Genomic DNA, 23557 nt, shown 5'->3' with positions numbered 1-23557 from the left:
TCGTGGGAGAGCACCACGACGCCGGGGGCGGCGCCGTTCTCCACCCGGCGGACGATGGACCGGGTGCCGGGGGTGGTCCAGTCGAGGGTGTCGATCGTCCAGGCGAGGGGTTCCATGCCGAGTTCGGCGCCGAGCCGGAACGCGGTGCGGTTCCAGGCGCCGTAGGGGGCACGGAACCACTCGGGGCGCTCCCCGTAGGCATCCTCGATGACGTCGCAGGTGCGTTCCATCTCGGAGCGGATCCCCCTGCGGGTGAGGCGGGTGAGCAGCGGGTGGGACCAGGTGTGGTTCCCGACGACATGGCCCTCTTCGGCCATCCGGGCCAGCAGTTCCTTGTGGTCGGTGACCATCCCGCCGCACACGAAGAACATCGCGCGCACGTCGTACTTGGCGAGGGTGTCCAGGACGGCCGGGGTGTAGCGGGGGTCGGGGCCGTCGTCGAAGGTCAGCACCATGTGACGGCCGCGTTCGGAGAAGCGCAGCAGCGGTGCGCGGCGGACCAGGGTCCGGCGGGGCGCGGCATGCGGCGGGCCGTATCCGGTCAGGGGCTGGAGCCGGTACGCGGAGGAGCTGAGCGGGCTGCGGACCTGGGGCCCGGCGGCCGGGACGGTCCCGGCGGGGCCGCCCCCGGTGACCCCCGCGAACACACCGGCCGTGGCGGCGACGCCCACGACGCCGCTGCCGGCGAGCAACACCCGGCGACGGGTGAGCAACTGATCCTTCTTCATGACTCATGAGTCGCCCGGCGGGAGACCGGCGCACCTGAGCAACACCGGTGCGGCGGCGCGCTTTCACCCGGACGGCCCACGCAGACGGGTCAGCGGCGGCGCACCAGGGGGAACGGCAGGGTCTCCCGGATCGTCAGTCCGGTGAGGAACATGACCAGCCGGTCGACGCCGATGCCGAGGCCGCCGGTGGGCGGCATGGCGTATTCGAGGGCGTCGAGGAAGTCCTCGTCGAGTTCCATCGCCTCGGGGTCGCCGCCGGCGGCGAGCAGGGACTGGGCGGTGAGGCGGCGGCGCTGCTCGACGGGGTCGGTCAGCTCCGAGTAGGCGGTGCCCAGTTCGGTGCCGAAGGCGACGAGGTCCCAGCGTTCGGCGAGGCGCGGGTCGGTGCGGTGCTGCCGGGTGAGCGGGGAGACGTCGGTCGGGAAATCCTTGTAGAAGGTGGGCAGCTCGGTCCGCTCCTCGACGAGCCGCTCGTACATCTCCAGGACGACGTCGCCGGGGCCGTCGTCGGCCGTGTACGGCACGCCCACGCGGTCGCACAGCCGGAGCAGCGCGGGCAGGTCGGTGCCGGGGTGGATCTCCTCGCCGAGGGCCTCGCTGATGGCGCCGTGGACGGTCTTGACGGGCCACTGCCCGGAGATGTCGTACTCCTTGCCGTCCTTGTGGGCCACGGGGGTGCCGAAGGCGGCGGTCGCGGCGCCCTGAATGAGCTCGCGGACGAGGTCGAGCATCACGTCGTAGTCGGCGAAGGCCTGGTAGGCCTCCAGCATCGTGAACTCGGGGTTGTGCTTGTAGGAGACGCCCTCGTTGCGGAAGGTGCGGCCCAGTTCGAAGACCTTCTCCAGGCCGCCGACGCACAGCCGCTTCAGGTACAGCTCGGGGGCGATGCGCAGGTAGAGGTCGAGGTCGTAGGCGTTGATGTGGGTGGTGAAGGGGCGGGCGTTGGCGCCGCCGTGGATCTGCTGGAGCATCGGCGTCTCGACCTCGAGGTAGCCGCGTTCCAGCAGGCCCTGGCGCAGGGCCTGGACGGCGGTGGAGCGGGCGCGGATCACCTCGCGGGCGTCGGGGCTCGCGACCAGGTCGAGATAGCGGCGGCGGACCTTGGCCTCGGGGTCGGCGAGGCCCCGGCGTTTGTCGGGCAGGGGGCGCAGGCACTTGCCGGTGAGCTGCCAGTCGGTGACGAACACGGTCGGCTCGCCCCGGTCGCTGACGCCCGCCTGGCCGGTGGCGGTGACGTGGTCGCCGATGTCGGTGTCGGCGGTGAAGCGGTCGAGGGCGGCGCCGGAGCGGTCGCGGGTGAGGGCGAGCTGGTGGTCGCCCGACCAGTCGCGGAGCACGACGAAGACGATGCCGCCGAAGTCGCGGACCAGCATGATCCGGCCGGCGACGGTGACCTGTTCGCCCTTCGCGACCTCGGCGAGGGTGTGGGTGCGGGCCGGGAGGCCCACCGGGTAGGGGTCGGTGCCGGCGGAGCGCAGCCGGTCGAGCTTGCGGTGCCGGACCCGGACCTGGTCGGACAGGCCGGAGAGAGGGTCGGCGGGCTCGGTCCCGTCCCCTCCGGCGAGGCCGAGCGCCGCCAACGACGGCAGCCCCTCCGTGGTGACGGGCCGCTGTCCGCCCTTCGGGTGCCCTCTTCCCCACAACTTGCGCATCGACGGTACGGAGACGAAGCCCTCGGCGATGCCGGAGGCGAGACCGACCTTGGCGAGGGAGGCGGCCTCCGCGTAGCAGAGGAAGCGGGGGTACCACTCGGGGCGGTACTTGGCGTTGGACCGGTACAGGGCCTCCAGTTGCCACCATTTGGAGAAGAACAGCAGCAGGCGGCGCCAGAGGCGGAGCACCGGTCCGGCGCCGATGCGGGCGCCCTCCTCGAACACGGAGCGGAACACGGCGAAGTTCAGCGAGACCTTGCGCACGCCGAGTTTCGGGGCGGCGTGGCACAGTTCGGCGACCATGAACTCCATGACGCCGTTGGGGGCGGTGCGGTCACGGCGCATCAGGTCCAGGGAGACGCCGTCCTTGCCCCAGGGCACGAAGGACTGCAGGGCGAGGAGCCGGCCGTCCTTGTCGTGGGCCTCGACGAGGAGGCAGTCGCCGTCGGCCGGGTCGCCGAGCCGGTCCAGGGCCATGGAGAAGCCGCGTTCGGTCCCGGTGTCGCGCCAGGCGTCGGCCCGTTCGACGATCTGCCGCATCTCCTCCTCGCTCAGGGTGGAGTGGCGGCGGACGCGGCAGCCGGCGCCGGTGCGGCGGACGCGGTTGACGGCCTGGCGGGTGACGCGCATGTCGCGGCCGTCGAGGTCGAAGTCGAGGACGTGCAGGATCGCCTCGTCGCCGAGCTGGAGCGCGCCGAGCCCGGCGCGCACGAATGCCCTGGCGCCCTCTTCGGAGGCGCCCATCACGGCCGGTACCCAGGCGTAGCGGCGGGCCACGTCCTGCCAGACGGCGATCGCGTGCGGCCAGGCCTCCCGGTCGCCGACCGGGTCGCCGCTGGCCAGGCACACCCCGGCCTCGACGCGGTAGGTGACGGCGGCCTTGCCGCTGGGTGAGAAGACGACGGCCTTGTCGCGGCGGGTGGCGAAGTAGCCGAGGGAGTCCTGGTCGCCGTAGCGGCCGAGGAGGGCGCGGATGCGGGCCTCCTCGTCGTCGTGCAGGGCGGCTTCCAGGCGCTGGGAGCGGAAGAGGGTGGTGGCGGCGTTCAGCAGGGCGAGCGCGCCGAACAGGCCGAGCAGGAAGTACAGGGCGTGCGGCGGGCGGCCGTCGAAGCTGCCCGCGGGCACCAGGCCGCCCAGGACCCGGTTCGCGGCCCAGGCCAGGCGCTGGTTGCCGGGCAGTGTGCCGGGGAAGGCCGCGACCAGGGCCCAGCCGGCCATGATCGCCACGACCAGGCCGGCCACCAGGACGGCGAGGGCGCGGCGTACGGCGGCGCGGCGGGAGGCGGCGTAGAACTCCCCGCGGGCGACGATCAGCAGGGCCAGGGCGAGGCCGCACACCACGAAGGACGGGACCGATTCGGCGAACTGGCCGACGGCCATGCCGAGGATGTCGGACAGGACCAGCAGGCCCAGGTAGACGACGACCAGCCACCAGGCGATCTTCTTGCGGGCGCCGGTCGCGGCGGCGAGCAGGAACAGGAAGACCGCGTAGGCGAGGTTGGCGCTGACGGGGACGAGCAGCAGGTCCAGGAAGCGGACGAGCGGGCGCAGTCCGGTGCGCAGCGGCGGGATCAGCGCCAGCAGGGCGCAGAGCAGGCCGAGGACGCCGAAGAAGACCGCGAAGCCCTCGGGTACCCGGCCCAGGAGGCCGTGGGCCCGGCCGCGGGGCGGCCGTATCGGACCCCCGGTGTCTTTCTCGGCCGTCCCGGTGTCCGCGGTGGCACTCATGCTTTCGACTCTAGGAACACCCGCCTCTTCTCGCCCGTCGAGCGCTCCCGGCCGACGGGCGGACCGGAGGGCTCCGATAGCCTCGCGGCGTGACGGAACAGCACTCCCATCAGTTCGAGCGGGGCACGGACGGGCCGAAGGTGATCGTGGTCGGAGTGGACGGCTCCGACTCCTCCCTGCGGGCCGCGGCCTACGCCGGTGGCCTGGCCCGGCGGCAGCACGCGCTGCTCGCCGTGGTGTACGTGCAGCCGGTGCTGGCGGCGGGGGCGGCGCTGGGTGCGCCGGTGGCCGGGACGACCGACGAGATAGCCGAGGGCCTGGTGGCGCAGATCCGGGACGCGGCCGAGCGGCTCAAGGGGATATTCGAGGTCCGCTGGGAGTTCCACACGTTCCCCGGCGATCCGTACAACGGCCTGGTGAAGGCGGCCGACGAACTCAAGGCGGACGCCGTGGTCGTGGGCGCGTCCGAGCAGGCGGGCCACCGGATCGTCGGGTCGGTGGCGGTGCGGCTGGTGAAGGCCGGGCGGTGGCCGGTGACGGTGGTGCCGTAGCGGGACCTAGGTCCCTGGTCGGTAGGCACGAGGCCGCGCGGACTCGAGGATGCTGCCGTGACTTCCTACGCCTTCGACGTGGACGCCTTCCTGGGCCGGCCCCTCACCGCGCGCCTCGCCACCAACGGGCCGACGGTCCGCCCCGTCTGGTTCCTCTGGGAGGAGGGCGCGTTCTGGGTCCTGACCGGGCCCTGGGCCCGCCTCTTCGACCGGGTGCGGGCCGACCCCCGGGTCGCGCTGGTGGTGGACGAGTGCGACCCGGCGACCGGTCTGGTCCGGCAGGTGATCGCCCGGGGCCGGGCCGAACTCGTGCCCTTCGACGTCGAGCGGGGGCGGCGCAAGCTCGTCCGCTATCTGGGCGCGGACGAGGAACAGTGGGACGAGCGGTTCGTGCACTATCTCCACGACGATCCGGCGCGGCGCGGGACGGTGTGGCTGCGGTTGGAGCCCACGTCCCTCGTCGCGCACGACCTGAGTTACGCCGTGGCCCCCTGAGGCGGCCACGGGCGCAACGGCAGGGGGTGCTCCCGGCCTACTCCCCCATCACCAGTCCGTCCCCGGCCGCGCCCCTGCCGAGGACGACGTCCCGGATGCGGTCGCGGACGGCCTGTCCGTCGGCGCCCTGGGCGATCGCGCGGTTGAGGTTCACGACCCGGCCGGCGTCGACGTCGAACAGTTGCGGGACGAACTCGGCCTTGGTCACCTCCCAGCGGCCGCCCGGCCGTGCGGGCGGGGCGAAGGTGAAGCGGCCGAGGGTGGACTGGTTGCCGCGCGGGTCCTTGGCGCCCTGGTGGTTGGTCATCTCGCCGGCGATCTGGTCGCCCATGCCGTAGATCACCCAGGTGCCGTTGACCTTCTCGTAGGCCTGCGGGACGTGCGCGTGGGTGCCGAGGATCAGGTCGATGTCGGGGCGTCCGGCGCTGCGCGAGGCGGTGAGGTTCCGGGACAGGGCCAGTTGCCGGTCGTCGGGCGCGTCCTGCCACTCGGTGCCCCAGTGCAGGGAGACGACGACCACGTCGGCGCCCGCCCGGCGTGCGGCCCGGGCGTCCGCGAGGACCGTGCCCTCGTCGATGATGTTCACGGCCCAGGGCTGTCCGGCCGGCAGCGGGATGCCGTTGGTGTCGTAGGTGTAGGCGAGATGAGCGATCTTCGCCGTGCCCGCCTGGAGGACGGTCACCGTGCGCGCCTCCTCCTCGGCGCGTGCCGAGCCGGCGTGCCGTACGCCCGCGCGGTCGAGGGCGTCGAGGGTGCGCCGGATGCCGTCGGCGCCGTCGTCCAGGGTGTGGTTGGAGGCGGTGGAGCAGCCGTCGTAGCCGGTGACGGCGAGGGCCTGGGCCACCTCGGGCGGGGACTTGAAGGTGGGGTAGCCGGTGTAGGCGCCGTTCTCGCCGTAGACGGTCTCCATGTGGCACAGGGCCACGTCGGCGCGGGAGACGACGGAGCGGATCCCCGCGAGCATCGGCCGGAAGTCGTAGCCGGTGCCGCCGGCGTCGAAGCGGGCCCGGTCGATGATCGAGCTGTGCGGGAGGACGTCGCCGGAGGCGACGAGTGTGAAACCGCGGGGCACGGCGGAGGACGGTGCCGGGCGTCCCGGGCCGCGCGGTTCATGGCTGCCGCGGGCCTGGCAGGCCGCACCCGCGGCGAGGACGACGGTCAGGGCCAGGGCCACCTGTCGACTGCGAGCGATCATCCATTCACCCCTTTGTGGGCGTTGTGGTCGTATTTACGCACCATCAGGAAAGAAGGCTCATGCCGTCCCACGCGGCTCCGACACGCTCATTAGCCCGTCCGGAACGCACCGGTCCGGGCGCGGTGACCGTTCGTCGAACCGTTCGTCGACGCGATCGACCGTCCGCCGCACGGGCGGGTACGTGCCCTGTCCCCCGGCTGCGCCCTGCTGTGGCATACGGCCATGACGGCCGGATCCACTCTTACGAACGGGACGACCGCCGAGCACGAGCTCGCCGCACTGCAGCGGGAGCACGGCCGGCCCCTCTTCGCGCTCCTGCTCCGGCTCTGCGACGGCGACCTGCAGCGCGCGGAGGACCTGGTGCAGGAGACGCTCGTACGCGCCTGGCAGCACCCCGAGGCCCTGCGCGCCGACGACTTCGAGTCCGTACGGCCCTGGCTGATGACCGTCGGGCGGCGGCTGGCGATCGATGCCCGGCGGGCCCGGCAGGCGCGTCCGGCCGAGGTCGGCGACGCGGTCCTGGAGAACGCGCGGGTCATCTCCGACCACGCCGAGCGGGCCGCGGCGACGCTCGACGTCCGCCAGGCTGTGAAGACACTCACTCCGGAGCACCGTGAAGTCCTGGTGCTCGTGTACTTCCAGGGGGCGAGTGTGGCGGAAGCCGCGGCGACCCTCGGGATCCCGCCCGGTACCGTGAAGTCCCGCGCGTACTACGCGCTGCGCGCCCTGCGCCGGGTGCTTCCCGGATACGCCACCGACCTGCGCTGAAACCAATGGGCGGGTCAAGCCTCCGTAAAGCGCCTTGCCGAACACCCCGGTTGAGTAATCGGCTGTTCTCATCCGTGTTCCGGAGAGGGCCGACAGCGCCCCCGGGGCCCGGTGTCGGGCGACGCGCACGTACCGGAGGAAGGCAGGAAGGGATGCTGCACAGAGGTGAAGAGAGCACGGACGGCGCCGGCGGTGAACTGACCGTCCCCATGGCGTGGTTGTACGCCGAGTACATCGCCGACGAGCTGCTGCGGACCGGCGATCTGATGCCGCCGACGTCCTTCGAGTTCCGGGCGGGGCGGGACGCCCTGGCGCTGACCATCTTCCTCTCCGACACCGACGGGGAGCTGTCCGGCATCCGGGTCGTCACCCAGCTCGAGACGTGGCTGTCACTGACCGCGTACGACCAGCCGTGGCAGGAGTGGGTGCGCGAGCGGCTGGCCGAGCTGGCCGGCCTGGCCGCGGGGTCGGGGCTGCCCGCGCCGGACCTGGACCTGGCGGACGAGGCCTGGCGCTGGCTGCAGGAGACGGAGCTGCTCGCGCCCGATCTGAACGCGGTGCCGGGCGGTGCTCCGGTGGTCGGGGAGGACGAGGGGCCGAAGGTCTGGACGCCCGCCTGGCAGCTCGGACTGCCGCTGGGACACCTCGCGATCCACCTTTTTTAGATTTCCGCGCCTCCGACCAATCCGCCGGTCGGAGGGCTCCGAATCCATAGGTTGCGATTGTGTCACCGGCTTGAGTGATTCCGCTGCCTGGTCCGTACCGGTGGGAGCAAGGAGTAACCCCACCCGCACCCAACGGCACGAGGATTCGGCATGAGGTCCCTGGAACGGCATCGCGACGTCGGCGCCTACGCGCTCGGCGTGCTGGACGAGGCGGAGGCCTTCCGCTTCGAGGACCACCTCATGGAGTGCCCTCGGTGCGCTGCAGAGGTGACGGAATTCGGCGTGACGACACGGCAGTTGATGCTGTACCGGCGGGCGACACCACGGTTCGTGCACCCGATGGCGCAGCCCGGGCCGCGCATGCTGGACCGGCTGCTGGCCGAGGTGGCGACGAGGCGCCGGGCCGGACGCAGACGCCTGCTGTTCGCCCTGGCCGCCTCGGTGGCGTTCGCGGTGTCCGTACCCGGCGTCGCGATGATGGCCAAGGGCAGCAGCGAGGGCGAGGCACCCCTGACGGTCGCGGCGACCGACGCGCGCTCGGGCGTCTGGGCCCAGGTCACGGTCGAGGACAAGGCCTCGGGCAGCCAGGTCGAACTGAAGGTCAAGGACGCGGCCGGTCCCCGCTCCTGCCACCTGGTCATCGTCGGCCGCGACGGCACCGAGGAGACCGCGACGAGCTGGCACGGCCCCGGGCACGACACCCACCCCAACACGATGATGGCCAGTTCGTCCAAGCACCCGGACGAGACCGCCCGCTACGAGGTCCGCTCGGCGTCCGGGGAGGTCCTCGTGAAGCTTCAGCCGCGCTAGCGGGTGTCGTCCGTCCGCCCCTGTCGCCGGGCATCCCGCGTGCCCCGGTGTGAGACTGCTGGTTGGCGTACCCGGGAGACAGCCGGGTGTCCGCGGTCCCGACGAGGGGAGACGAGGTGGCGGCGTCACAGGACGGCGACGGCCGCCTGGAGGAGTACCTCGCCGATCCGGGGAACAGGGCGCTGGACCTGACCACCGCCGCGGCCCGCGCCACCGAGGCCCTGGGGCTCCAGCACTCCGCGGTGTACCTCGCCGACATCCAGCAGCGCCGGCTCGTGCCGCTCACCGACGTGGCCTCCCCCCTGCTCGTCGACGACTCGCTCGCCGGCTGGACCTACCGCACCCAGTCCCTGCGCGTGGAGGAGTCCGAGTCGGGCGGCATGACGGCCTGGGTCCCCCTCGTGGACGGAGCGGAACGCCTCGGAGTCCTCGCCGTGCACTCGGCCTCGCTGACCCCGGCCGTGCTGCGCCGCGGCAAGGCCCTCGCCACGCTCCTCGCCATGATGATCACGTCCACCCGGGCGTACCAGGACTCCTTCGTCCGGCTTACGCGCACCAGACCGATGCTTCTGCCCGCCGAGATGCTGCGGGCCTTTCTGCCGCCGCGCACGATCGGCACCGCGCACGTCGTGTCCACGGCCGTGCTGGAGCCGGCCTACGAGCTCGGCGGCGACGCCTTCGACCACTCCCTCACCGAGACGGCCCTGCACGCCACGGTCCTCGACGCCATGGGACACAACCTGGCCTCCGGGCTCACCACGGCCGTGTGCCTGGCCGCGAGCCGCAATGCCCGGCGGACCGGGGCGGACCTGCCCGACCTGGTGCAGAGCGTCGACGACGCGCTGGCGCAATGGCTCCCCGACCAGTTCTGCACGGGGGTCCTGGCCCAGCTCGACCTGGTCTCCGGGGTGCTGCGGTGGTGCAACTGCGGGCATCCCACCCCGCTGCTCATCCGTGACAGGCGGCCGGACGTCGACGCCATGCGGCGCGAGCCGGAACCGCCCATGGGTCTGCCGTCCCGGCTGGCCGGGCTGAAGCGTCGGACGCACGAGATCGCTCTGAAGCCCGGCGACCGGGTGCTGATGTACAGCGACGGGGTCACCGAGGCCAGGGCCGTCGACGGCGCGGAGTTCGGTCTCGAGCAGTTCGCCGACTACATCATCCGGGCGACGGCCGCGGGCGAGCTGGCGCCCGAGACGCTGCGGCGGCTCATCCACTCCATCCTCGACTCGTCCGGCAGCCGGCTGCGGGACGACGCGACCATCCTCATGTTCGAGTGGTCGCCCCCGGCCCGGTGACGGCGCGTCACTTCAGCAGCCGGGACATCCTGCGGTCCGCCAGCGGTTTGCCGCCCGTCTGGCAGGTCGGGCAGTACTGCAGCGAGGAGTCGCTGAAGGACACCTCCCGCACGGTGTCGCCGCACACCGGGCAGGGCTCGCCGGTGCGGCCGTGGACGCGCAGGCCGCTCTTCTTCTCGGCCTTCAGCCGCCCGGCCGCCACGCCCCGGGAGCGTTCGACCGCCTCGGTGAGCGTGTCGCGCAGGGCCTCGTAGAGCCGGTGGGTCTCCTCCGCGCTCAGGGACGCGGCCAGTTTGAAGGGCGACATCTTCGCCGCGTGCAGGATCTCGTCGCTGTAGGCGTTGCCCACCCCCGCGATCAGGCTCTGGTCGCGCAACGCGCCCTTGAGCTGCCGCCGTTCACCGGCCAGGAGTTCCGCGAAGCGCCGCTCGTCGAAGTCGTCGGCGAGGGGGTCCGGGCCGAGCCGGGCGACGCCCGGGACCTCCTGCGGGTCCCCCACGACGTACACGGCGAGCCGCTTCTGGGTGCCGGCCTCGGTCAGGTCGAAGCCGGAGCCGGTCTCCAGGGCCACGCGCAGCGCGAGGGGGCCCTTGCCGGGGCGGGGCGGGCCGTCGGGCAGGCGGTCCTTCCAGTGCAGCCAGCCCGCGCGGGCCAGGTGCGTCACGAAGTGCGGGCCGTCCGCGGTCGCGAGGTCGAGGAACTTGCCGTACCGGCGTACGGCGGCGACCTCGTGTCCCTCCAGCGCGGACAGGGGCGGGTCGTACGTCTTCAGGACGCTGATCGCGACGGGCAGCACCCGGACGATCTCATGACCGACGAGGTGCTCGGTCAGGAAGTCCTTGAGCGCCTCGACCTCGGGAAGTTCCGGCATGGGTCCAGAGTGCCACGCGGGGGCAAGGACCCTAGTCGCCGTCGGGCACCGCGAACTCGCACCACACGGCCTTGCCGCCGCCGCGCGCCTCCACGCCCCACACGTCGGTGAGCAGCTCCACCAGCAGCAGGCCCCGCCCGGAGACGCCCGACTCGCCCGCCTCGCGGCGGCGCGGCAGGGCGCTGGAGGAGTCCTCGACCTCGACGCGCAGCCGGCGACCCGAGCCGGTGAGGGCCCGCAGGGTGACGATCGCGGAGCCCTCGGTGTGCATCAGCGCGTTGGTGATCAGCTCGTCGGCGACCAGTTCGATCTCGTCGGCGCGGTCCCGGGCTCCCCAGACGCCGACCGCGGTGCGGATCATGTGCCGGGCCTCGGCCAGGGCCGCCGGGTCGCCGGGGGCCACGTGCCGCTGGAGCCGGCGACCGGACTGCGGGCCGTCGGGGCCGCGCCGGCGCAGCAGGAGCAGCGCCACGTCGTCGTCGCCGCTGCGCTCGGCGGCCACGTCGATGAGCCGGTCGGCGAGGTCGCGTACGTCGTCGGGGCCGGTGGCGACGAGCGCGGTGAGGGTGCGCATGCCGTCGTCGAGGTCGGCGCCGGGCTGCTCCACGAGGCCGTCGGTGCACAGCAGCAGGGTGTCGCCGGGGTCGAGCTCGACGGTGCCCACCGGGTAGTCGAGGCGGCCGAACTCGGCGGACAGGCCGAGCGGCAGACCGCCCGCGACGGTGACGCGGCGGCAGGACCCGTCGGGCCGCCGCACGAGCGGGTCGATGTGCCCGGCCCGGACCACCTGGAGCACGCCGGTCGACAGGTCGGCCTCGGCATAGAGGCAGGTCGCCGAGCGGTCGGTGTCGAGTTCGTGCAGGAAGACGGAGGCGCGGGCCATCACGGTGGCCGGGGTGTGCCCCTCGGCGGCGTAGGCGCGCAGCACGATGCGGAGCTGGCCCATGACGGCGGCCGCGTGCGTGTCGTGGCCCTGGACATCGCCGATGACGGCGCCGACCCGGCCGCCGGGCAGCGGGATGAGGTCGTACCAGTCGCCGCCGATGTCACGGCCGACGGAGCCGCCGATGGTGGCGGCGCGGTAGCGGACCGCGACGTCGGCCCCGGGCACGCTCGGGATGGTCCGGGGCAGCATGGCCTGCTGGAGGCCTTGGGCGAGATCCATCTCCTGCTCGTAGAACATGGCCCGCTGCAGGCTCTGCGCGATGCTGCTGCCGAGGGCGACGAGGATGTTGCGCTCCTCGGGTGTGAAGCCGTGCCGGTCGCTGTAGAGCAGGCCCATCGCGCCGATGGGCTGGGCCTGGACGATGAGCGGCAGATAGGCGGCCGAGGTGATGTTCAGGTCGGTGATGTGCGGCCACAGGATCGGATAGCGCTCGGCGAACTCCTCCGGCGATTCGATGAAGCGGGGGCCGAGGGTCCGCACGGCCTCGCTCATCGGGTAGGGCTCGTCGATCCGGGTCACGCGGGTGCCGGGTACGAAGCTGTCCGAGGGCCCCTCGGCGACCAGGCGGATGCGCCCGGCCTCGACCAGGCCCATGACCAGGCTGGTGGCGCCCAGGTGGATGAGGCCGTGGGTGTCCTTCAGGACGTCGATGACGTCCTGAACGGTGCGGGCGTGGGCGAGGGCGGCCGTGGTGAGCTCGACGACGCTGGTCTGCTCCCGGCGGGCCTCGTCCCGGGCGGCCTGGTCGAGGCGGGCCTCGCTCTCGCCGAGTTCCTGGGTGGCGTCCCGGACGATGCCGATGATGCGGCGGGGCCGTCCGGTGTCGTCGCGCCGGATGTAGCCCTGGGTGTGGGTCCAGCGCAGGGTGCCGTCGCGGCGCCGCATGCGGAAGTAGGCGCCGTAGTTCTCGCTGCCGTCCTTCAGGGCCTGGGAGACCGCGGTGTCCAGGCGCCGGGCCTCGCCGGGCGGGACCCGCTTGGCGAGCGTCTCGGGGTGGCCGTCGTACTCGTCGAGGCGCACGTCGAAGATGTCGTGGGCCTGGGCGTCCATCTGCATCTGGCCGCTGTCCAGATCCCAGTCGAAACTGCCCATCCGGTTGAGCGCGAGGATCGGATCCGGGTGGGCGGGCCAGTCGTCCGGGAGTGACAGGGCGCTCCCTCCCCGATCAGCCATGGGCCCACCTTGCCAGGAATCATCCGATTCTTCGACCGATGTGTCGAGCGTACGGGTCTCCCGGCCGGAACGGCCCTCAGTCGCCATCGGGGATCAGACCGGCTCCGTCGGGCAGGTCGGGGCTGTCCGGCACGGTGTCGGGGCCGACCTCGCCGGAGCCGCCGGGGTCTGCCGGAGCCGGTTCGTCGGGAAGAGGGTCGTCGGGAGGCGGTTCGTCGGCAAGCGGTTCGGTCTCGTCGGGCGGAGCCACACGGGGCTCGCGCGGAAGCACTTCGGGTTCCTCCGGGGAGGAGGGCGCGGGCGACGGCGAGGGCGAGGGCGCGCGGGACTCCGGGGGCCGCTGCGCCCAGAGCGGTGGCGGCAGGGCCCGGTCGTGGCGTACGTCGTGGCCGGTCGGCCGTTCGATCCAGGTGCGGGCGGCGACGTCGATGATCGTGAAGTCGGTGATCACCTGCGGGGCAGGGGTCACGACGATGACCTCGCCGGGCCGGTAGCCGGGCCAGGGGCTGCCACGGCCACGCGGCGTGCCCCGCGTCGTCACCGGCGGACGCAGCGGGTTGCCGCAGGCGCAGCGGACGCGCGGCACGCCCCGGTCGTCGACCAGGACGGCGGTGCCCGCCTGGAGCACGGACTGGTAGCCGAGCGCCCGTCCGGACCGGAAGCCGTGGTTGGTGACGCGGGTGTCCGCGCGCAGCACAAGGGGGGTCAATCGGCGCACGTAGTCCGGGACGGACCCCGGGGAGACGCCCGCGACCCGGGCGAAGGCGCGGATCCTGGCACGGTCGCGGGTGAGGTGGCCGATCTGCCGTGCGGTGTCGCAGCTTCCGGTCCGCTCGATGCCGCCGTACAGGCCGGGTGTCCCGCCGGAGAGCGAGCGCAGTCCGCCGAGTCCTGCGGAGATCCGGGACGGGCCGTGCGGGCCGGCTCTCCCCGGCGTTCGCGGGGCGGGGGACGGGGTAGCCGTCGTGGTGGCCGTGGAGTCCGTGAAGGGGTCCGGTCCCCGGGCCGCGGCCGGCTGGAGGAAGAGCTCTCCGCCGGCGTCCGCGGCGTCACCGTCGCCGTCGCCGTCGGTGCCGCAGCCCGAGAGGAGGAGCGCCGTCGAGAGCACACAGGCCACGACGAAGGTCCCGGTGTGTGTCCGCACCCAGTCCTCCCGCCTCGTTTCTGGCCATTCGTCACTATTGTTTGCTTCACTCACTTGGGTTACGCAACCGGAGCTGCGCCGCACGGAGCGTGACACTGGGGTCCGGCGCGGCATCGGGAGGAGCGCACGGCCGTGGACTGGTTCACCGCATCCGACTACTGGCTGAGCCGGCTGGTCTTCCAGCGGGCGCTGGCCGCCGTGTATCTGGTCGCGTTCCTGACGGCGGCTCTGCAGTTCCGGGCGCTGATCGGGCGGCGCGGCATGCTGCCGGTGCCGGCGTTCGTCGAGCGGGTGCCGTTCAAGCGGGCACCGAGCCTGTTCCAGTTGCACTACTCGGACCGCTTCTTCGCGCTCTGCGCCTGGGCGGGCTGCGCCGTGTCGGCGGCGCTGCTGGCCGGGCTCGACTCGTTGCTGCCGCTGTGGGGCGGCATGCTGCTGTGGCTGGTGCCGTGGGTGCTGTACCTGTCGATCGTGAACGTCGGGCAGACCTGGTACTCGTTCGGCTGGGAGTCGCTGCTGCTGGAGGTCGGCTTCCTCGCCGTGTTCCTCGGCAACGACGAGGTGGCGCCGCCGGTCGTCGTGCTGTTCCTGCTGCGCTGGATCCTGTTCCGTGTGGAGTTCGGCGCGGGGCTCATCAAGATGCGCGGCGACGCATGCTGGCGGAAGCTGACATGCCTCAACCACCATCACGAGACCCAGCCCATGCCGGGCCCGCTGAGCTGGTTCTTCCACCATCTGCCCAGGCCCCTGCACCGGGTCGAGGTGGCCGCGAACCATGTCACCCAACTCGTGGTGCCGTTCCTGCTGTTCACCCCGCACCCGGTCGCGACGGCCGCCGCCGCGCTGATGATCGTCACCCAGCTCTGGCTGGTGCTGTCGGGCAACTTCTCCTGGCTGAACTGGATCACGATCGTGCTGGCCCTGTCGGCGGTACGGTTCCCGGCCGATCCGCCGGACGTGCCCGAGGCCCCGCTCTGGTACGTGGTCGTGGTTCTGGCCGTGGCCGCGCTGCTCGTGGGCCTCAGCTACCAGCCGGTCCGCAACATGCTCTCCCGCCGCCAGGTGATGAACCGCTCCTTCGACCCGGTCCATCTGGTCAACACCTACGGGGCGTTCGGGAGTGTGAGCCGGGTCCGCTACGAGGTGGTGGTCGAGGGCACCGCGGACGACGTGCCGCGTACGGACTCGCGGTGGCTGGAGTACGAGTTCAAGGGCAAGCCGGGCGATCCTCGGCGCTGGCCGCGCCAGTTCGCGCCGTACCATCTGCGGCTGGACTGGATGATGTGGTTCGCGGCCCTCTCCCCCGGCTACGCCGGATCCTGGTTCGGCACGCTGGTGGAGCGGCTGCTGGAGAACGACCGGGCCACGCTGAAGCTGCTGCGCCGCTCGCCGTTCCCGGCGGACGAGCCCCCGCGGTACGTACGCGCCCGCCTGTTCCGCTACCGCTACACGACATGGCGCGAGCTGCGGGAGACGGGCGCGTGCTGGGAGCGGACGTACGTACGGGAGTACCTGCCGCCTACGCGGCTGGCGGAGACGGCTCAGAGGCCGTAGACGCGGGTGGCGGTGGTCGCGAGGATCTGCGTGTGGTCGTGCGGGTCGATCAGTCGGCGGGTGATGTCCAGGATCTCGCCGTACGTCGCCGCCAGGGTGGAGACCGGCCAGTCCGAGCCGTACATCAGACGGTCCGGTCCGAAGGCCTCCAGGGCCACGTCGGCATACGGGCGGAGGTCCTCGACGGTCCAGGAGGTGAGGTCGGCCTCGGTGACCAGGCCGGACAGCTTGCCGGCCGTGTTGGGCAGGGCGGCGAGGGCGCGCAGGCCGGATGCCCAGGGTTCGAGGGTGCCGGAGGCGACAGGCGGTTTGCCCAGGTGGTCGAGGACGAAGGTGAGGCCGGGCAGGTCCGCGGCGGCCCGCGCGCAGGCCGGGAGCTGATGGGGCAGGACCACGAGGTCGTAGACCAGCCCGGCGTCTGCGAGGGCGGCCAGTCCCCGGCGTACGTCCGGGCGCAGCAGCCACTCGGGGTCGGGTTCGCCCTGGACCTGGTGGCGGATGCCCTTGAGGTGGCGGCCGCCGGGGAGTTCCCGCAGCCGGGCCAGTTCGTCGGCGACGTCGGGGCGGGTGAGGTCGGTCCAGCCGACGACGCCCGCGATCAGGTCGTGCTCGTCGGCCAGGGCCAGGAACTCCGGGGTCTCCTCGGGCACGGTGATCGTCTGGACGAGGACCGTGCGGTCCACTCCGGCCGCTCTCGCCTCGGGTTCGAGGTCCTTCATGGTGAAGTCGCGGCGCAGGGGCGCGAGTTCGGGGCCGGTGATCCAGTCCTGGTCCCGTACGGACAGGTCCCACACGTGGTGGTGGGTGTCGACGACGGTCATGACGGCAGCTCCCAGACGACCGGCAGGCCGGCGTCGGCTCCTTCGCCGGAGTAGTCGTGCACGACGTCCAGCAGCTCGGCCATGCGGGCCTGCCAGGCGACGTTGACCGGGAGTTTCTCCAGTTCGGCGAGGAGACGGGCGTAGTCCTCGCACTCCAGGACGTGGAACAGGTCGGTGCCGCTGCGCCAGATCGTCCAGGAGGTGGTGCCGGCGGCGCGGATGGCGTCGGTGAGCTCCTCCGGGACCTCGCGGTGCGCGGCCTCGTACGCGGCGATGCGGTCGGCGCGGACCTTGGTGTGCAGGGCGACTCTCATGACGGCTCCTCGGCGGGGACGGGGGCGTCGGCGGGCAGCAGGCCCTCGGCGCGCAGGTCCTGCCAGAACCCGGCGGGCACACGCGCGGCGAACTGGTGGGCGCAGTCGCGGACCTCGTGCGCCGAGCGGGCCCCGACGAGGACGCTGGCGACGGCCGGGTGGGCGGCGCAGAAGGCCAGGGCGGCGGCGCGCAGCGTGGTGCCGTGGCGGTCGGCGACGGACTTCAGCCGCAGGGCACGTTCGACGAGCTCGGAGGGGGCGACGGTGTAGTTGTACGTCGCGCCCGGCCGCGGGTTCGCCAGCAGGCCGGAGTTGAAGGCGCCGCCGATGACGACGGATGTGCCGCGTTCGTGGGCCGCGGGCAGCAGGTCGGTGAGGGCGCTCTGGTCGAGCAGGGTGTAGCGGCCGGCGCACAGCACCACGTCGACGTCGGTGTCGCGGACGAAGCGGGTGAGCATCTCCGCCTGGTTCATACCGGCGCCGATCGCGCCGACCACGCCCTCGGCGCGGAGCTTCTCCAGGGCCGGATAGCCCTCCCGGAAGGCCTCTTCGGCGTGCTCGTCGGGGTCGTGGAGGTAGACGACGTCGACGCGGTCGAGGCCGAGCCGTTCCAGGCTGGCCTCCAGGGTGCGTCGTACGCCGTCGGCGCTGAAGTCCCACACGCGGCGGTGGCCGGCGGGCACGGCGAACCCGTGGGCCAGGTCGTCGCCGGTGCCGTCCGAGGGCTCCAGGCGGCGGCCCACCTTGGTGGAGATCGTGTACTGGCCTCGGGGGCGGTCGCGCAGGGCGGCGCCGAGGCGGCGTTCGGAGAGGCCGAGGCCGTAGTGCGGGGCGGTGTCGAAGTAGCGGATGCCCCGCTGCCAGGCGGCCTCCACGGCGTCGTGCGCCTGCGCCTCGCCGACTTCGGAGTACAGGTTGGCGATCGCGGCGGCGCCGAAGGACAGGGCGCTGACCTCGACGCCGCTGCCGCCGAGCCGGTTCACCGGGCCACCGGGCGCAGCCGCAGGCCCTGCATGCCGCCGTCGACGGCGAGCGCGGTGCCCGTGGTGGCGCCGGAGAGGGGGCCGGCCAGGTAGGCGACGGCGCCCGCGACCTCGGCCGCGGAGACCAGGCGGCCGGTGGGCTGACGGGCCTCCAGGGCGGCGCGTTCGGCGGCCGGTTCGGGCGCGGCGTCGAGGAGGCGGCCGACCCAGGGCGTGTCGACCGTGCCCGGGTTGACGCAGTTGACGCGGATGCCCTCGCGGACGTGGTCGGCGGCCATGGCGAGCGTGAGGGAGTACACGGCACCCTTGGTGGCGCTGTACAGGGCGCGCTGCGGCAGGCCCGCGGTGGCGGCGATGGAGCAGGTGTTGACGATCGCGGCGTGCGCGGAGGCGCGCAGGTGGGGCAGGCAGGCGCGGGCGGTGCGGACCATGCCGACGACGTTGACGTCGTAGACGCGGTGCCATTCGTCGTCGGGGTTGTCCTCGACGGTGCCCTGGGCGCCGATGCCCGCGTTGTTGACCAGGACGTCCAGTCCGCCGAGGTCGGCGACCGCGGACGCCACGGCCCGGCGCACGGACGCGTCGTCGGTGACGTCCGCGCGGTAGGCGAGCAGCGGCTTGTCGACCGGCGACGGGTCCAGGTCGAGGACGGCGACCTGGGCGCCGCGCTCGGCCAGGAGGTCGGCGGTGGCCCGGCCGATGCCGGAGGCGCCGCCCGTCACCAGGGCTTTGATGCCCTCGAAGTCGCTCATACGGCCTGACCCTTCTTCCGCTCGTCGAGGTCGGCGGCCCAGAACTCGCCGCCCGGGTAGGTGAATCGCGCCAGTGACTCGGGCCGCATGGCGGCCGAGAAGCCCGGCGCGGTGGGTGCCGTGTAGTGAGCCTGGCGGATCACCACCGGGTCGAGGAAGTGGTCGTGCAGATGGTCGACGTACTCGATGACGCGGTCCTCGGTGGTGCCGGACAGGGCCACGTAGTCGAACATCGACAGGTGCTGGACGAGTTCGCACAGGCCGACGCCGCCGGCGTGCGGGCAGACCGGCACGCCGAACTTGGCCGCGAGCAGCAGGATCGCGAGGTTCTCGGGGACGCCGCCGACGCGGGCCGCGTCGATCTGGACGACGTCGAGCGCACCGGCCTGGAGGAGCTGCTTGAAGACGATCCGGTTGTGCACGTGCTCGCCGGTGGCGACCTTCACGGGGGCGACGGCCCGGCGGACCGCCGCGTGGCCGAGGATGTCGTCGGGGCTGGTGGGCTCCTCGATCCAGTACGGGTCGAACTCGGCGAGGGCCTTCGTCCAGCGGATCGCCTCGTCGACGTCCCAGCGCTGGTTGGCGTCGACGGCCATGCGGATGTCCGGGCCGATGACGGAACGGGCGACGCGGCAGCGGCGGATGTCGTCCTCGAGGTCGGCGCCGACCTTGAGCTTGATCTGGCGGAAGCCGTCGGCGACGGCCCGGGCCGCGAGCCGGGTGAGTTTCTCGTCGTCGTAGCCGAGCCAGCCGGGTGAGGTGGTGTAGGCGGGGTAGCCGCGCTCCAGCAGCCGGGCCGTGCGCTCCTCGGCGCCCTGCCGGCCCCGGCGCAGCAGGGTCAGGGCCTCCTCGGGGGTGAGGGCGTCGGTGAGGTAGCGGAAGTCGATCTGGCGCACCAGCCATGCCGGCTCGGCCTCGGCGAGCAGCCGCCACAGCGGCAGGCCCGCGCGCTTGGCGGCCAGGTCCCACACGGCGTTGACGACCGCGCCGATCGCCATGTGCATCACGCCCTTCTCGGGCCCGAGCCAGCGCAACTGGCTGTCGCCGATCAGGTCGCGGTTCAGGGTGGACGGGTCGGCGCACAGGTCGTCGGCCGAGCGGCCGATCAGGTGTCCGCGCAGCGCGTCGATCGCGGCGACCTGCACCTCGTTGCCCCGCCCGATGGTGAAGGCGAATCCGTGCCCCTCGTGCCCGTCGGCCGCGTCGGTGCGCAGGACGACGTAGGCCGCCGAGTAGTCGGGGTCCGGGTTCATCGCGTCGGAGCCGTCGAGCTCGCGCGAGGTGGGGAAGCGGATGTCGTGGGTGTCGACCGCGATGATGCGGGCGGGCGTCGGGGACACGGAGGGCCTTTCGGTTGCAGGAGGCGGGGGCGTCAGTCCTGGGCCCGGCCGGTGGTGACCCGGGCGATCATGAGGGCGACCAGGATGATCCCGCCGTAGATGGCCTGGATCCAGAACGACGGCACCTGCGCGAGGGTGAGCAGGTTCTGCACGACCCCCAGAAGGAGTACGCCGGTCAGGGCGCCGAACATGGTGCCCTTGCCGCCGTCGAGGGCGATGCCGCCGATCACCGCGGCCGCGAACACCGTGAAGATCATGTTCTGGCCCTGGTTGGCGCTGATCGCGCCGACGTATCCGGTCTGCATGATGCCGCCGACCGCGGCGAGGGCGCCCGCGATGACGAACACGCCGAGCATGACGCGTTCCACCCGGATGCCCGCCGCCCGGGCGGCGTCCGCGTTGCCGCCGATGGCGTAGAGGGCGCGCCCGACCCGGTGGTACTTCAGGACCAGCCCGGCGACCGCGAAGGCGATCGCGGCGAGCCACACCGACAGCGGGGCGGAGAGGAAGGTGGTGGTCGCCAGCGAGTAGAAGCTGTCGGGCATCCCGAACAGTGTCTTGCCCTTGGTCGCGCCGACCAGCAGGCCGCGCAACACGATCAGCATCGCCAGCGTCACGATGAACGCGTTGAGCTTGAACTTCACGACCAGGATGCCGTTGAAGGCGCCGACGGCCGCACCCACGACGAGGATCGCCAACAGGGCCAGTGCGACGGGGAGTTCGGTGCCCCAGCCGGACTGGGCCGCGGGCAGGACGAGCAGCGCGCCCACGGCGGGCGCGATACCGACGACCGATTCCAGGGACAGGTCGAACTTGCCGGTGATCAGGACGAGCGACTCGGCGAGCACCACCATCGCGAGGGCGGCGGAGGCGCCGAGGATCGAGACGATGTTGCGCTCGGTGAGGAACGAGTCGTTGACCACCGCTCCGAGCACCAGGAGCAGCAACAGGGCGGGTACCAGGGCGAGTTCGCGGGCCCGGCGGAGCATGACGGCCTTGGCGGCGCGCGGGTCGGTGGCTCGCGCGGGCGCGAGCGGCGGGGCCGCCTTGGTGTCAGCCATGGTCCACTCCTTCGATGGAGGCGATGAGCTCGTGGTCGCGCCAGCCCGCCGGGTGCTCGGCGACGACACGGCCGTGGAAGAGGACGAGGACCCGGTCGCAGCGCCTGAGGTCGTCGAGTTCGTCGGAGACGACGAGTACGGCGGTGCCGTCCTCGCGGGCGGTGTCGACACGGGCGAGCAGGGACTCCTTGGACTTCACGTCGACGCCCGCGGTCGGGTTGACGAGGACCAGGAGCCGCGGATCGGAGGCGAGGGCCCGGGCCATGACGACCTTCTGCGCGTTGCCGCCGGACAGGTCCGAGACGGGCTGCTCGGGTCCCGCCGCGTGGATGTCGAGGCGTTCGATCAGCGCGGTGGCGACACCGCGCCGGTGTTCGGTGCCGACGAAGCCGAAGCGGCCGAGCCGGTCCAGGACGCTGAGGGTGGCGTTGTCGCCGATGGACATGCCGAAGACCAGGCCCTGCTCGTGGCGGTCCCGGGGCACGAAGCCGACTCCGGCCTCCAGGGCCTTGCGGACATCGCCGAACGGCAGCGGCTGTCCGTCGAGGCGGACCGTCCCGCTCGTGGGGGTGTGCAGTCCCGTGAACGACTCGGCGAGCTCGATCTTGCCGCTGGCGCTCGATCCGGCGAGTCCGACGACCTCGCCGCGCCGGACGGTGAGGCCGACGTTCTCGTACGCGGCCGAGGTGAGGTCCCGGACGTCGAGCAGGACGGGACCGCCGGCCACGATGGTCCGTTGCCGCTCGGCCTGTTCGGCGATCGTCTCCCCCGCCATGGCCTCCACCAGGGCCTGGCGGGGAAGGTCGGCGACCGGCGCCGTGGTGATCCAGCGGGCGTCGCGCAGGACCGTGACGGTCTGGCAGACCTCGTACACCTCCTGGAGATGGTGCGAGATGAACAGGAAGGTGACGCCCGAGTCCTGCAGGGCGCGCATGCGGGTGAACAGCCGCTCGATCTCCCGGTTGTCGAGCTGTGCGGTGGGTTCGTCGAGGATGATGAAGCGGGCGCCGAAGCTCAGCGCCCGGGCGATCTCCACCATCTGCCGGTCCTCGACCTTGAGGTCGGCGGTGCGGGCCTCGGGGTCGACCCGCACGTCCCAGGTGTCGAGGAGCCGGGCCGCCTCGGACTTCAGGCGGCGCCAGCTGATGAACCCGCGCCGGAGCGGCTGCCGGTTGATGAACAGGTTCTCGGCGACGGTCAGTTCGGGGACGACCGTCGGGTGCTGGTAGACGCAGGCGACCTTGCGGCGCCAGGCGTCCCGGTCGGTGAGCGGGGGCGCGGGGTCGCCGTCGAAGCGGACGGTGCCCTCGTCCGGGGCCTCGAGGCCGGTGAGGATCCTGACCAGCGTCGACTTGCCGGCGCCGTTGCGGCCGACGAGGGCGTGGGACTCACCCGGCAGGACGGAGAGCCGGCCGTCGGCGAGGGCGGTGGTGGGGCCGTACCGTTTGACGATGCCCCGCGCTTCAACCAGTGGGCTGCTCATTCGACCGTGTTGCCCCAGAGCTTGGGGTCGTCGACGTTGTCCTTCGTGACCAGCGGCGCGGGCAACTGGTCCTCCAGGATTCCGCTGGGCAGCTTCACGATCGTCGAGTCGTGGTCCGTCGGGCCCGGCTTGAACTTCTTCCCCTGCATCGCCGCCTTGATGTAGTACATGCCGTACTTGGCGTAGGCGTCGGCGGGCTGGGAGACGGTCGCGTCGATCTCGCCCTTGCGGATCGCGTCGAACTCCTGCGGGATGCCGTCGTTCGAGACGATGGCGATATGGCCCGACTGCCCGGCCTTCTTCAGCATGCCCTTGGACTTGAGGGTCTGGAGGGTGGGCGCGAGGTAGACGCCGCCCGCCTGCATGTAGATGCCCTTGATGTCGGGGTTGGCGTTGAGGAGGGTGTCGAGCTTAGAGGCCGCCGCGTCGGACTCCCACTTGGCGGGGATCTCCAGGACCTTGAGCTTCGGGAAGTTCTTCTTCACGCAGGCGCGGAACGCCTCGGAGCGGTCGCGGCCGTTGACCGAGGCGAGGTCGCCCATGATCTGCACGACCTTGCCGGAGGTGATGTGCTCGCCGAGGTACTGGCAGGCCTTCTCGCCGTACGCCACGTTGTTCGCGCGGACCACCATCGCGACCTTGCCCTTGTCGGGCGCCACGTCCACGGCGACGACCGGCACGCCCTTGCGCTCGGCCTGGTCGAGGCCCGCCTCGATGGCGGCGCTGTCCAGCGGGGCGACGACCAGACCCTCGACGCCCTGGTTGAGCTGGTTGTTGATGTCGGTGATCTGCTGCGAGGGGTCGCTGTTGGAGTTGACGGTCTTCATCGCGTCCACGCCCTCGGACTTCGCCATCCTGGGCACGTAGTCGTTGTACGACTGCCAGAACGGCGAGGTCAGCAGGGGCAGGACGACCCCGACCTTGCCGCTGCCGTCGCCGCCGCCGGCACCGGAGGCGCCGGTGTCCTTGGTACTGCCGCACGCGGCGAGCACCAGGGAGGCACCGGCGGCCAGCGCCACCGCGCCGACGATCCGGGACCTTTTCCGCTTCCGCACTGTGCTTCCGGGCATCTGAGGGGGCTCCCATCGACCGGGGTTCGAGCAGATGCCCGCATACTTATCAGACCACTCCCCCGCCGGAACACCCTGCTACGGCATATTTTCCCGCTCCGGGCTCATAGTGGTCCGACCACCTCGCTGGTTAGACTGCGCCGGAGCCTGTGATC

The 23557-nt window shown here is 72.3% G+C and carries 21 protein-coding genes; 7 read left to right on the top strand and 14 right to left on the bottom strand.

From position 1 onward, the window contains the following. Together ACFTZL_RS03360 and lysX are read right to left on the bottom strand one after the other, a co-directional pair. Window positions 1-728 (bottom strand): polysaccharide deacetylase family protein (locus ACFTZL_RS03360; protein ID WP_382577643.1); only part of this gene is annotated, 728 nt, incomplete at its 3' end. 89 nt (window positions 729-817) lie between these two features. Then, window positions 818-4108 carry a bifunctional lysylphosphatidylglycerol synthetase/lysine--tRNA ligase LysX gene (lysX, locus tag ACFTZL_RS03355; protein ID WP_382577640.1) on the bottom strand — a complete coding sequence of 1097 codons (3291 nt, stop codon included), beginning with the start codon at window positions 4106-4108 and terminating at the stop codon, window positions 818-820. 89 nt (window positions 4109-4197) lie between these two features. On the opposite strand from lysX, the gene ACFTZL_RS03350 reads away from it, so the two are divergent. Both ACFTZL_RS03350 and ACFTZL_RS03345 read left to right on the top strand, forming a co-directional pair. Next, window positions 4198-4659: a universal stress protein gene (locus ACFTZL_RS03350; RefSeq protein WP_382577637.1), complete on the top strand. Its 462-nt coding sequence runs from the start codon at window positions 4198-4200 to the stop codon at window positions 4657-4659. A gap of 57 nt (window positions 4660-4716) precedes the next feature. Continuing rightward, window positions 4717-5154, top strand: a complete 438-nt coding sequence (locus ACFTZL_RS03345; protein WP_382577635.1) for a pyridoxamine 5'-phosphate oxidase family protein — start codon at window positions 4717-4719, stop codon at window positions 5152-5154. Between the two features lie 37 nt (window positions 5155-5191). Here the strand turns inward: ACFTZL_RS03345 and ACFTZL_RS03340 are convergent, their stop codons facing one another. Then, a complete protein-coding gene (locus ACFTZL_RS03340) occupies window positions 5192-6349 on the bottom strand; it encodes a CapA family protein (protein ID WP_382577633.1) in 1158 nt (385 codons plus the stop codon). 222 nt (window positions 6350-6571) lie between these two features. Here ACFTZL_RS03340 and ACFTZL_RS03335 point away from each other — a divergent pair, with 222 nt between their 5' ends. The 4 genes from ACFTZL_RS03335 (at window position 6572) to ACFTZL_RS03320 (ending at window position 9890) form a co-directional block, all read left to right on the top strand. After that, window positions 6572-7117 carry a sigma-70 family RNA polymerase sigma factor gene (locus tag ACFTZL_RS03335; protein WP_382577631.1) on the top strand — a complete coding sequence of 182 codons (546 nt, stop codon included), beginning with the start codon at window positions 6572-6574 and terminating at the stop codon, window positions 7115-7117. A gap of 152 nt (window positions 7118-7269) precedes the next feature. Continuing rightward, window positions 7270-7782, top strand: a complete 513-nt coding sequence (locus ACFTZL_RS03330; RefSeq protein ID WP_382577629.1) for a hypothetical protein — start codon at window positions 7270-7272, stop codon at window positions 7780-7782. 150 nt (window positions 7783-7932) lie between these two features. Further along, on the top strand, window positions 7933-8592 hold the full coding sequence (locus ACFTZL_RS03325; protein ID WP_382577626.1) for a zf-HC2 domain-containing protein: 660 nt from the start codon (window positions 7933-7935) through the stop codon (window positions 8590-8592). A gap of 116 nt (window positions 8593-8708) precedes the next feature. Continuing rightward, entirely contained in the window at window positions 8709-9890 is a 1182-nt protein-coding gene (locus ACFTZL_RS03320; RefSeq protein ID WP_382577623.1) for a PP2C family protein-serine/threonine phosphatase, read from the top strand. A 7-nt stretch (window positions 9891-9897) separates the two neighbouring features. Here the strand turns inward: ACFTZL_RS03320 and ACFTZL_RS03315 are convergent, their stop codons facing one another. From ACFTZL_RS03315 to ACFTZL_RS03305, 3 genes are all read right to left on the bottom strand, one after another. After that, window positions 9898-10761, bottom strand: a complete 864-nt coding sequence (locus tag ACFTZL_RS03315; RefSeq protein WP_382577620.1) for an Fpg/Nei family DNA glycosylase — start codon at window positions 10759-10761, stop codon at window positions 9898-9900. Between the two features lie 31 nt (window positions 10762-10792). Beyond that, the gene (locus tag ACFTZL_RS03310) at window positions 10793-12880 is read right to left on the bottom strand and encodes a SpoIIE family protein phosphatase (protein ID WP_382577619.1); all 2088 of its coding nucleotides are present in this window, start codon (window positions 12878-12880) and stop codon (window positions 10793-10795) included. Window positions 12881-12956: 76 nt separating this feature from the next. Further along, on the bottom strand, window positions 12957-14024 hold the full coding sequence (locus ACFTZL_RS03305; protein WP_382577617.1) for a DUF6777 domain-containing protein: 1068 nt from the start codon (window positions 14022-14024) through the stop codon (window positions 12957-12959). Window positions 14025-14156: 132 nt separating this feature from the next. Between ACFTZL_RS03305 and ACFTZL_RS03300 the strand changes: the two genes are divergently transcribed. Then, window positions 14157-15578: a lipase maturation factor family protein gene (locus tag ACFTZL_RS03300; protein ID WP_382577615.1), complete on the top strand. Its 1422-nt coding sequence runs from the start codon at window positions 14157-14159 to the stop codon at window positions 15576-15578. On the opposite strand, the gene ACFTZL_RS03295 is transcribed toward ACFTZL_RS03300, so the two are convergent. The 8 genes from ACFTZL_RS03295 to ACFTZL_RS03260 are packed head-to-tail and all read right to left on the bottom strand — an operon-like array spanning window position 15566 to window position 23402. Then, on the bottom strand, window positions 15566-16399 hold the full coding sequence (locus ACFTZL_RS03295) for an amidohydrolase family protein (RefSeq protein WP_382577612.1): 834 nt from the start codon (window positions 16397-16399) through the stop codon (window positions 15566-15568). The genes ACFTZL_RS03300 and ACFTZL_RS03295 overlap by 13 nt on opposite strands. After that, complete coding sequence (locus tag ACFTZL_RS03290; RefSeq protein ID WP_311129025.1) at window positions 16396-16713, bottom strand: L-rhamnose mutarotase; 318 nt, start codon at window positions 16711-16713, stop codon at window positions 16396-16398. The genes ACFTZL_RS03295 and ACFTZL_RS03290 overlap by 4 nt, the downstream gene beginning before the upstream one ends. After that, complete coding sequence (locus tag ACFTZL_RS03285; RefSeq protein ID WP_382577610.1) at window positions 16710-17696, bottom strand: aldo/keto reductase; 987 nt, start codon at window positions 17694-17696, stop codon at window positions 16710-16712. The genes ACFTZL_RS03290 and ACFTZL_RS03285 overlap by 4 nt, the downstream gene beginning before the upstream one ends. Further along, entirely contained in the window at window positions 17693-18448 is a 756-nt protein-coding gene (locus ACFTZL_RS03280; RefSeq protein WP_382577607.1) for an SDR family NAD(P)-dependent oxidoreductase, read from the bottom strand. The genes ACFTZL_RS03285 and ACFTZL_RS03280 overlap by 4 nt, the downstream gene beginning before the upstream one ends. Then, window positions 18445-19788 (bottom strand): L-fuconate dehydratase, encoded by a 1344-nt coding sequence (locus ACFTZL_RS03275; protein WP_382577604.1) that lies wholly within the window; start codon window positions 19786-19788, stop codon window positions 18445-18447. The genes ACFTZL_RS03280 and ACFTZL_RS03275 overlap by 4 nt, the downstream gene beginning before the upstream one ends. 32 nt (window positions 19789-19820) lie before the next feature. Next, a complete protein-coding gene (locus ACFTZL_RS03270) occupies window positions 19821-20849 on the bottom strand; it encodes an ABC transporter permease (protein WP_382577601.1) in 1029 nt (342 codons plus the stop codon). Beyond that, complete coding sequence (locus tag ACFTZL_RS03265; RefSeq protein ID WP_382577598.1) at window positions 20842-22332, bottom strand: sugar ABC transporter ATP-binding protein; 1491 nt, start codon at window positions 22330-22332, stop codon at window positions 20842-20844. The genes ACFTZL_RS03270 and ACFTZL_RS03265 overlap by 8 nt, the downstream gene beginning before the upstream one ends. Next, complete coding sequence (locus ACFTZL_RS03260; protein WP_382577595.1) at window positions 22329-23402, bottom strand: sugar ABC transporter substrate-binding protein; 1074 nt, start codon at window positions 23400-23402, stop codon at window positions 22329-22331. The genes ACFTZL_RS03265 and ACFTZL_RS03260 overlap by 4 nt, the downstream gene beginning before the upstream one ends. Window positions 23403-23557: the final 155 nt, after the last annotated feature.

The organism is Streptomyces sp. NPDC056948 (assembly GCF_042674225.1).
Classification (GTDB): domain Bacteria; phylum Actinomycetota; class Actinomycetes; order Streptomycetales; family Streptomycetaceae; genus Streptomyces; species Streptomyces purpurascens.
The sequence above is the reverse complement of the archived record's forward strand: the minus strand, read 5'-3'. Positions and strand labels throughout refer to the sequence as shown.